The 7,500-nt window shown below is 39.1% G+C and carries 6 protein-coding genes and 1 rRNA gene (1 of these 7 only partly in view); 1 reads left to right on the plus strand and 6 read right to left on the minus strand.

Going from position 1 to position 7,500, the window contains the following annotated elements; all coding sequences use genetic code 11:
- Window positions 1-1,819: DNA polymerase II large subunit (gene polC, locus HPY60_06525; GenBank protein NPV50835.1), on the plus strand; the 1,819-nt coding region annotated here is incomplete at its 5' end.
- Window positions 1,820-1,842: 23 nt separating this feature from the next.
- Here the strand turns inward: polC and HPY60_06530 are convergent.
- From HPY60_06530 to HPY60_06555, 6 genes are all read right to left on the minus strand, one after another.
- The gene (locus HPY60_06530) at window positions 1,843-2,217 is read right to left on the minus strand and encodes a hypothetical protein (protein ID NPV50836.1); all 375 of its coding nucleotides are present in this window, start codon (window positions 2,215-2,217) and stop codon (window positions 1,843-1,845) included.
- A 275-nt stretch (window positions 2,218-2,492) separates the two neighbouring features.
- On the minus strand, window positions 2,493-2,939 hold the full coding sequence (locus tag HPY60_06535) for a hypothetical protein (protein NPV50837.1): 447 nt from the start codon (window positions 2,937-2,939) through the stop codon (window positions 2,493-2,495).
- A gap of 200 nt (window positions 2,940-3,139) precedes the next feature.
- Window positions 3,140-3,847, minus strand: coding sequence for a DUF4386 domain-containing protein (locus tag HPY60_06540; protein NPV50838.1), 708 nt, complete (start codon window positions 3,845-3,847; stop codon window positions 3,140-3,142).
- 47 nt (window positions 3,848-3,894) lie between these two features.
- Window positions 3,895-4,296, minus strand: a complete 402-nt coding sequence (locus HPY60_06545; GenBank protein NPV50839.1) for a hypothetical protein — start codon at window positions 4,294-4,296, stop codon at window positions 3,895-3,897.
- Between the two features lie 28 nt (window positions 4,297-4,324).
- Window positions 4,325-4,924, minus strand: a complete 600-nt coding sequence (locus HPY60_06550; protein NPV50840.1) for a DUF4386 domain-containing protein — start codon at window positions 4,922-4,924, stop codon at window positions 4,325-4,327.
- Between the two features lie 406 nt (window positions 4,925-5,330).
- Window positions 5,331-7,500 (minus strand): 23S ribosomal RNA (locus tag HPY60_06555) (it continues 665 nt past the right edge of the window).

Raw genomic sequence — 7,500 nt, forward strand, 5'->3', positions numbered from 1 at the left:
AAAGGATATTCTCGAAAATTTATGCGTTCCACATCAAGTTTCAAACGGTACTGTAAAAATTGACTCGCATATACTGAAACTTATACTCTCTGGCAAACAGCCATATGGAGACAGTGTTCTGGATAGAGTGTCTAGTTTATTAGAAATTCCTGTGAGAGATGCTATACCTACAACTGTTGGATGTAGGATGGGTAGACCGGAAAAGGCTAAAGAGAGAAAGATGAGTCCACCGGTTCATGTTTTATTTCCCATTGGAATGTCAGGTGGGTCAACAAGAAGTATAATTAAAGCATCCCAAAAAAACTACATTGAAGTTGAATCAGTTAACAAGAGATGTCCCAAATGTAATACTAAGACACACTTAACAAAATGTCCAGACTGTGAAAGCATGACCAAAATGTACAGGTCATGCTCTCACCAGACATGCTCGTATGAAGGATCAAGTGCGGTAAGTGAAAAGTGTCCAGAGTGTGGATCCCCTCTTAGAGTATATTCAAGGAAAAAAGTTAATTTAAAGGATGACTTGAGTTTAGCTCTTTTAAATGTAGGTTATGCACTTCCTAAAGAGGTCAAAGGTGTACAAGGAATGAGCTCTGAGTATAAAATCCCGGAGCCGATTGAGAAAGGTATAATAAGGGCCTCAAATGATATTTTTGTTTTTAAAGATGGAACTTGCAGATATGATGCAACAGACGCCCCATTAACTCATTTTATACCAAGGGAAGCTAATGTAAGTATTGAAAAATTGAAAGGATTAGGCTATATCAAAGACTACCAAGGAAATGAACTCACAGATGAAAATCAAATACTTGAATTAAATGTGCAGGATATTATCATACCAAAGGATTCAATCTCTTATTTATACAAAGTATCCAAGTTCATAGACGGGGAACTAGAAAAATTATATGGATTAAAATCTTATTATAATCTCGAAAAAGAAGAAGACCTAATAGGCCAATTAGTTGTCGGTTTAGCCCCACACACATCTGCAGGTACAATTGGCCGTATAGTTGGATTTACAGATACTAAGGTAGTTTATGCACACCCTTATTTCCACGCTGCAAAGAGGAGAAACTGTGACGGAGATGAAGACGCAATAATGCTTCTCATGGATGCCTTAATTAATTTCTCTAAATATTATCTCCCCCAGAAAAGAGGGGGTCAAATGGATGCACCGCTAGTATTAACTACAAGAATAGATCCAAGAGAAGTCGATAAAGAAGTCCACAATATGGACATATGTAGTAAATATTCGTTAGAATTCTATGAAGCTACTTTGAAGTATATGCACCCAAAAGATGTAAAGATAGAAAGAGTAGAAAATAGATTGGGATCAGATGGTGTTTATTCGGGCCTTAAATTTACTCACCACACTTCAGACATATCTAAAGGGCCTAAAGCCAGTAGTTACACGACATTGAATTCAATGGAAGAAAAATTAATGTCACAATTTGATGTAGCTAAAAAGATTAGAGCTGTAGATGTGAACGATGTAGCTGAAAGAGTCCTTAAGACTCATTTTATACCAGATATAAAAGGAAACATAAGATCATATGCAAAGCAAAAAGTCAGATGCACAAAATGTAATACTACGTATAGGAGAGTTCCTCTTTCTGGGAAATGTGCAAAGTGTAGCAATAAACTTGTGTTAACTGTTACTAAAGGTGCGATATTAAAGTATATGCAATTAAGTATTGATATAACAGGAAAATATAAAGTAAAAGAATATACTTCTCAAGAGATTAATCTAGCAGATTCTGAAGTAAAAATGAACTTCAGAGAAAAACATAAGCAGTTGTCCGTATCAGACTTTTGTTAAATAGTAAAATAATTATATTTATATTAAATAATCTTGGATATTTCATCGGCAGTTCTTTTCATATCTAAAAACACAAGCCCTAATTTGGCATCTTTTCTAGCTAAGGCCGTTAATACTGCTTCTTGTCCAGCTCCCATCATTAAGATATACCCATTAATACCTTTAACAAAAACTTGTTCTAATGAGCCTCTTTTTAATTCTTGAGAAGTTCTTTCACCGAGAGATAACATTGCGGCAGACATTGCGGCAACTCTATCTTCTTCTACATCCTGTGGAAGAGCACTTGCAATGATGAGTCCATCAGTAGACACAACAGCAGAAGCTTCAACATCAGGAGTGGTGGCTTCAAGTTCTTTTAATATTTCTGTTAAATTTTGAGTTCTAGTCTTTTGAGCCATTACAATCCCCAATTAACTAATGAGTATGCCAAATATATAAAGTTTATGAAGAAATGAAGGAAGTATACTCTAACTTTATAAGTTTAATAAGGCTATAACCCGTTGTAATATAAGCTAGAAATCAAGAAAGTGATTTATCTCACAAAAGTTTCCATGTAAAACTGAATCTCAAGTTTCTTCTAAATATGATTTGGCTAAGCGTAAAGCTTCTGTCCTGAGAGCATTAGAGAGAAATCATTAATTACTTATTGAACTTATTCAAAACCAAACCAAAATTAGGCTGATCCGTACAACCTTTTGTATGTATAACCAATAACTATCCCAAGAACGAAAAATCTTGGCACGTTCAATTTTGTGACAATCAAAATGTAGGCAGAGGCATTACTGAGATTAAAAAAAGTTGAGAGGATTTGGATAATGAATAATGCAACAAAGCTGAGAATCAAGGACTTTAGAATTGGATTCTTTGTTGGGATTTTGTCAAAAAAACGAATCAAGGAATAGCTGACGCAGAATCCGACAATCAGGCCACCAATCAAAGATTCAACAAGCATTGGAATGTAAGAAACTGAAAAGGCAGATCTGAACTCCGCAGCGATGGAAAACATGGAAGTTGCGAAGTTAGTTATCCAAAATGCTACTCCCCCTGTGATACTCAGTTTTAACGTCTTCTTGTAGGTCTCGTATTGCTTCTGTCGCTTGTCTCGAACTGTGGTCTCCATTTTTGTTCAACTCCCACCTTCCCTAGGGCAGTGGCTCACATCATAATGAAAATGCTGAATAGTCTTTAGATAAAGGGCATACGTGATTATCATTCTTTACCTCCAGATTTCCTTTAATTCAGACATCTATTTATCTCCTTCATATTTTTACCTTATAGTAGTCAATTATAGCCATCAGCTAGTCTCAACAAAAACTGTTTCTAATACTTTACTCCTTTAATCAGAAGCCATAAAGTAAGTCCAACTTCCGCAATGAAACTAATCGCAAGACCTGGATAAGTTATAACTTCATAGCCCGGTAAAAGGAAATATTGAAAAAACCAGACCATTACACTAAAACAATCTATCATCAATAATATACCCAATATTCTAGGAAGGAAGCCCGACTTGTAAACTAAATAGCCAAGAGGAAGAAGCCAGAGGCCATAAAATATCTGAGCAATCATAAATCCGCTTTTATGTAAATTAAGGAAAAACATTGCTAAGGCTTGCAACTGGCTTGCATTAAATACTGACAAATAGCCGGCATTACTCAAAAGCTGCAGGGCTGCAAATAGATTAAGCGCATTAATGCACTGTATAGCAACACCACCCAAGTTTAATAGTAAGAACAGCAAAGCGAGGTTTTTATTGACAGACTTTAATAACATGCATAAAGCAAAGGCTGCCAAAAGAAAAAATACAGCGGCAATTATATCACTTATAAAACTGATGCGAAATAGCCACGTGGAGACCATAATATTATTGGCTGTTGCAACGGCATCTCCCCAAACAATAAATTTGGAGTAACCAAACGAATCTCCAACAATCTGAATTATCAAATAAATGAAATATAGAAAGCCAGCAACTATTGCCGTCTTTCGTACAGATATGTCGGCTATACTATTTGATATTTTGTTTGAATTCATTTTTTATCTACCTCTAATAATAAACTTGGTTTGATTCATAAGTTATTTTACATTTCTTCATTAGGCCATTTCCATGCATAGTAGATAATGAACAGGGTACAAGCAATTTCTATAGTCGCAAAAAATATATAATAAAGAGCTGGCGTTCCTGCAAACAGGGTTAAGAAAACAGCCGCAGTATTTATTATACCTACGATGATGTTTGCCCAGCGATTTGCTCTATATTTCAACACACGAGACAAGAGAACCATGGCAATCGCTGTTTCCATTAATACTGCGAATCCCAATGCAAGCCCTTCAGTCATTCTCATTGTTTCCTGTTGTGCGGTAGGATTAAAAAATAGGCCAAACACATCAGCATAAATATAATTAAGTATCGCGAATATCCATAATGTTGAAAGTATTACTTTCCTATCTTTCATTTCGGGCATATTTTGAATTGAATTCATTTTTATCTCCTTTTTCAATTTATTTTACCTATTTAGTTTTTTCAGATGTTTTAATTCCTTTTATCATTAACCAGCTTGCAAGGAAGATTTCATTTGTAATAATGAGTATTAATAAATAATCAATAAGTGGGTATGTGACATTTATGAGTTTAAGCAGAGTTGATACAAGTAATGCAAAAATACCAGTTGCCCCCCAAATAGAGATAAATCTTGGAACGGCCATTGTCTTATATAATAAATAGTAAAAAATTAATCCTCCGGCAATAAAAGTATATATGTGAACGTTATTATAAATTAAATCGCGAAAATGATGAAGAGAAGAACTAAGGAATAATAATCCTCCAATTATCATCAAAATACCTTCAACATACTTTAATAATAGATAACTGAGAGATTGATACTTATACATTTTGAATATTGGGTACATTAAAACTGCAATACCTATGACTGCAAATCCGCTAATCACATCAGCAACCATCACGAGTATTTTTGATTGTGTAATTGAGCTTACTAGAACTCCATATGCTACCAATATGAAAATACCTACAAGAATAGACCGTTTTTTATTTGAAATATTGTTAATCGTAATAATTCCCCATAATTTATTAAATCTTATTACTATCGACAATTGGGGTATATAAGCTTTTCTTATAAAGTCAATAGTCGACATTTAATAAAAAATAATGAATAACGGATTGGGCATTTGTATATTTATGGAACAAGGCTGTTAAATCCTTATTTTTATGTTTCTGAAAAAAGAATCAAATCATAGTTTATTAAGTTAAACTTAATGATTATACTAAAATTATTATATAAAAACAGAGTGCATGGCAATCTTGATCAATTCCTATCGTTTGACCTCGAACTATTTCGGAATTATGAACCTTAGACTATTAGTGTCGGTAAGCTGAATACCTCGCCCGAAGGCTTGGTACTTACACTACCGACCTATCAACCGGATCTTCTATCCGTGTCTTCGTCTCTAACTAAAGTTATAGTCACCTATCCCCTTTTGCTATTAGAGAGTGGTTGTCTATTTTCAGGGATTATTTCGGGCTTAGATGCTTTCAGCCCTTATTAACTATGGCGTAGCTACCCGGCGATGCCTTATCAGACAACCGGCACACCAGAGGCCACGGCAGTCTGTTCCTCTCGTACTGGGACTACCTTCCCTTCAGACGACCAACACCCCCGATAGATAGCAACTAACCTGTCTCACGACGGTCTAAACCCAGCTCACGTTCTCCTTTAATGGGCGAACAACCCCACCCTTGGGTCCTGCTGCAGACCCAGGATGGAAAGAACCGACAGCGAGGTAGCAAGCCCGGGGGTCGATGTGGGCTCTTGCCCCGGACGACTCAGTTATCCCCAGGGTAGTTTTTCTGTTAGTCCAAGCCCCCATCAAGGAGGCATTGGAGTTCGCTAGGCCCGGCTTTCGCCTCTGGATATCTTGTGGTGTAATATCCAGTCAGGCTGACTTTTGGCCTTGCCCTCTACGGTGGATTCCTGACCCACCTGAGTCAACCTTAGGGCGCCCTCGATACCTTCTCGAGGGCGTACCGCCCCAGCCAAACTGCCCACCTACCGGTGTCCCAACAATAACAATGTTGGTTAGTCGCTTAGACCTAGAAGGTTGGTGTTCCATTTGCGCCTCCACAATCCCTGACGAGATTGCTTCGATGGCTACCAACTACGCTCTACATCAAAATCCAAGCGACAACGACAGGCTGCAGTAAAACTCCATGGGGTCTTCGCTTCCCATCGGGGGACCCTGGCATATTCACCAGGAAGTGGTTTCACTAGGTTCCAGTTAGGGACAGTAGGGCTCTCGTTACACCATTCATGCAAGCCGCCAATTAAGCGGCAAGGTATTACGCTACCTTAAGAGAGTTATAGTTACTCCCGCCGTTTACCGGCGCTTCCCCCGGTTGAAACCGGGCTTAACGTGCCGGCACTGGGCAGATGTCACCAGCTGTACAAACCTTTACAGGATAGCAGCTAGCTGTGTTTTTATTAAACAGTCGAAGCCCTCAAGTTACTGAGACGTACCGTCCGATGAAAGACAGTACGCACTCCTTATCCCAAAGTTACGGAGCTATTTTGCCGAGTTCCCTTAACTGGAGTATCCCAACACGCCTTAGGCTTCTCACCAAGGGGCACCTGTGTCGGATCTCAGTACGAACATAAAGAATTCATTTCTATCCTCTTTTCACGGACTCCAGAGATCGGCCGAACCCGACTAAAATGTCAGGCCATTCCTAATTTCTTCCACTTCTCTGCATTAAGCATCTCCATGGAATTATATAGTTAGATGGAACGATGGTTCCATTCAGCGTACTCCGAAGTGTCAAGGATAGAACTTGCGTTGCCGCGAGTATCTTTATGGTACCCGAATATTAACGGGTTTCCCTTTCGACTCAATCGAGTTACGAAGAGTCTTAGGATCGACTAACCCTCAGTTGACGAACATTGCTGAGGAATCCTGGCCCTTTCGGCGGTGGGGATTCCAACCCCACTTTGCTGTTACTCCCGGCAGGATCTACAATTCTGACAGGTCCACTGGAACTCACGCCCCAGCTTCTGCCCTATCACAACGCCTCCCTAGCGAATCTCTTTCGAGTCCTAGAGTATCGGTATCTGGCTTAATCCATTCCATTATCGGAGCCATCAATCTAGACGGGTGAGCTGTTACGCTATCTTTAAAGGGTGGCTGCTTCTAAGCCTACCTTCCCGCTGTTTTAGACTGATGACGTCCTTTAACTTATCCAGAATTTGTGGACCTTAACTCTAGTCTGGGTTTTTTCCCTAAGGGGACATGAGCTTACCCCAACGCCCCCGACTCCGAAGATCTACGACGCAAACAAGTTCGGAGTTTGACAGTATGCCGAGAGATTTCTCCCCCTAAACATTCAATCAGTGCTCTACCTTGTCTGCTATCTCCCTTCAGGCTAGACTGCGGCCTATTTAGGGAGGAACCAGCTGTCTCCAGCCTTGATTAGCCTTTCACTCCTATTCCAAGATCAGAAGAACGAGTTGTACGTCAGAACCTCTTCGGGCCTCCACCAATCAATTGATCGGCTTCACCCTGCCCTGGAATAGATCGACTGGTTTCGGGTCTTTTGGTAGTGATTCCGGGCACTTTCACACCCCGTCCCTCAGAGTAAACTCTTGCGGACTGTTGATTTCTCTATGATTACGAAATTA

The sequence above is a fragment of the Methanofastidiosum sp. genome, assembly GCA_013178285.1.
In the GTDB taxonomy this organism is placed as follows: domain Archaea; phylum Methanobacteriota_B; class Thermococci; order Methanofastidiosales; family Methanofastidiosaceae; genus Methanofastidiosum.

Coding starts and splice junctions, on each gene's coding strand:
- HPY60_06540 (NPV50838.1), bottom strand. CDS start 3,847: ATGAATTCAAACAAAATATCAAATAGTATAGCCGACATATCTGTACGA.
- HPY60_06535 (NPV50837.1), bottom strand. CDS start 2,939: ATGGAGACCACAGTTCGAGACAAGCGACAGAAGCAATACGAGACCTAC.
- HPY60_06545 (NPV50839.1), bottom strand. CDS start 4,296: ATGAATTCAATTCAAAATATGCCCGAAATGAAAGATAGGAAAGTAATA.
- HPY60_06530 (NPV50836.1), bottom strand. CDS start 2,217: ATGGCTCAAAAGACTAGAACTCAAAATTTAACAGAAATATTAAAAGAA.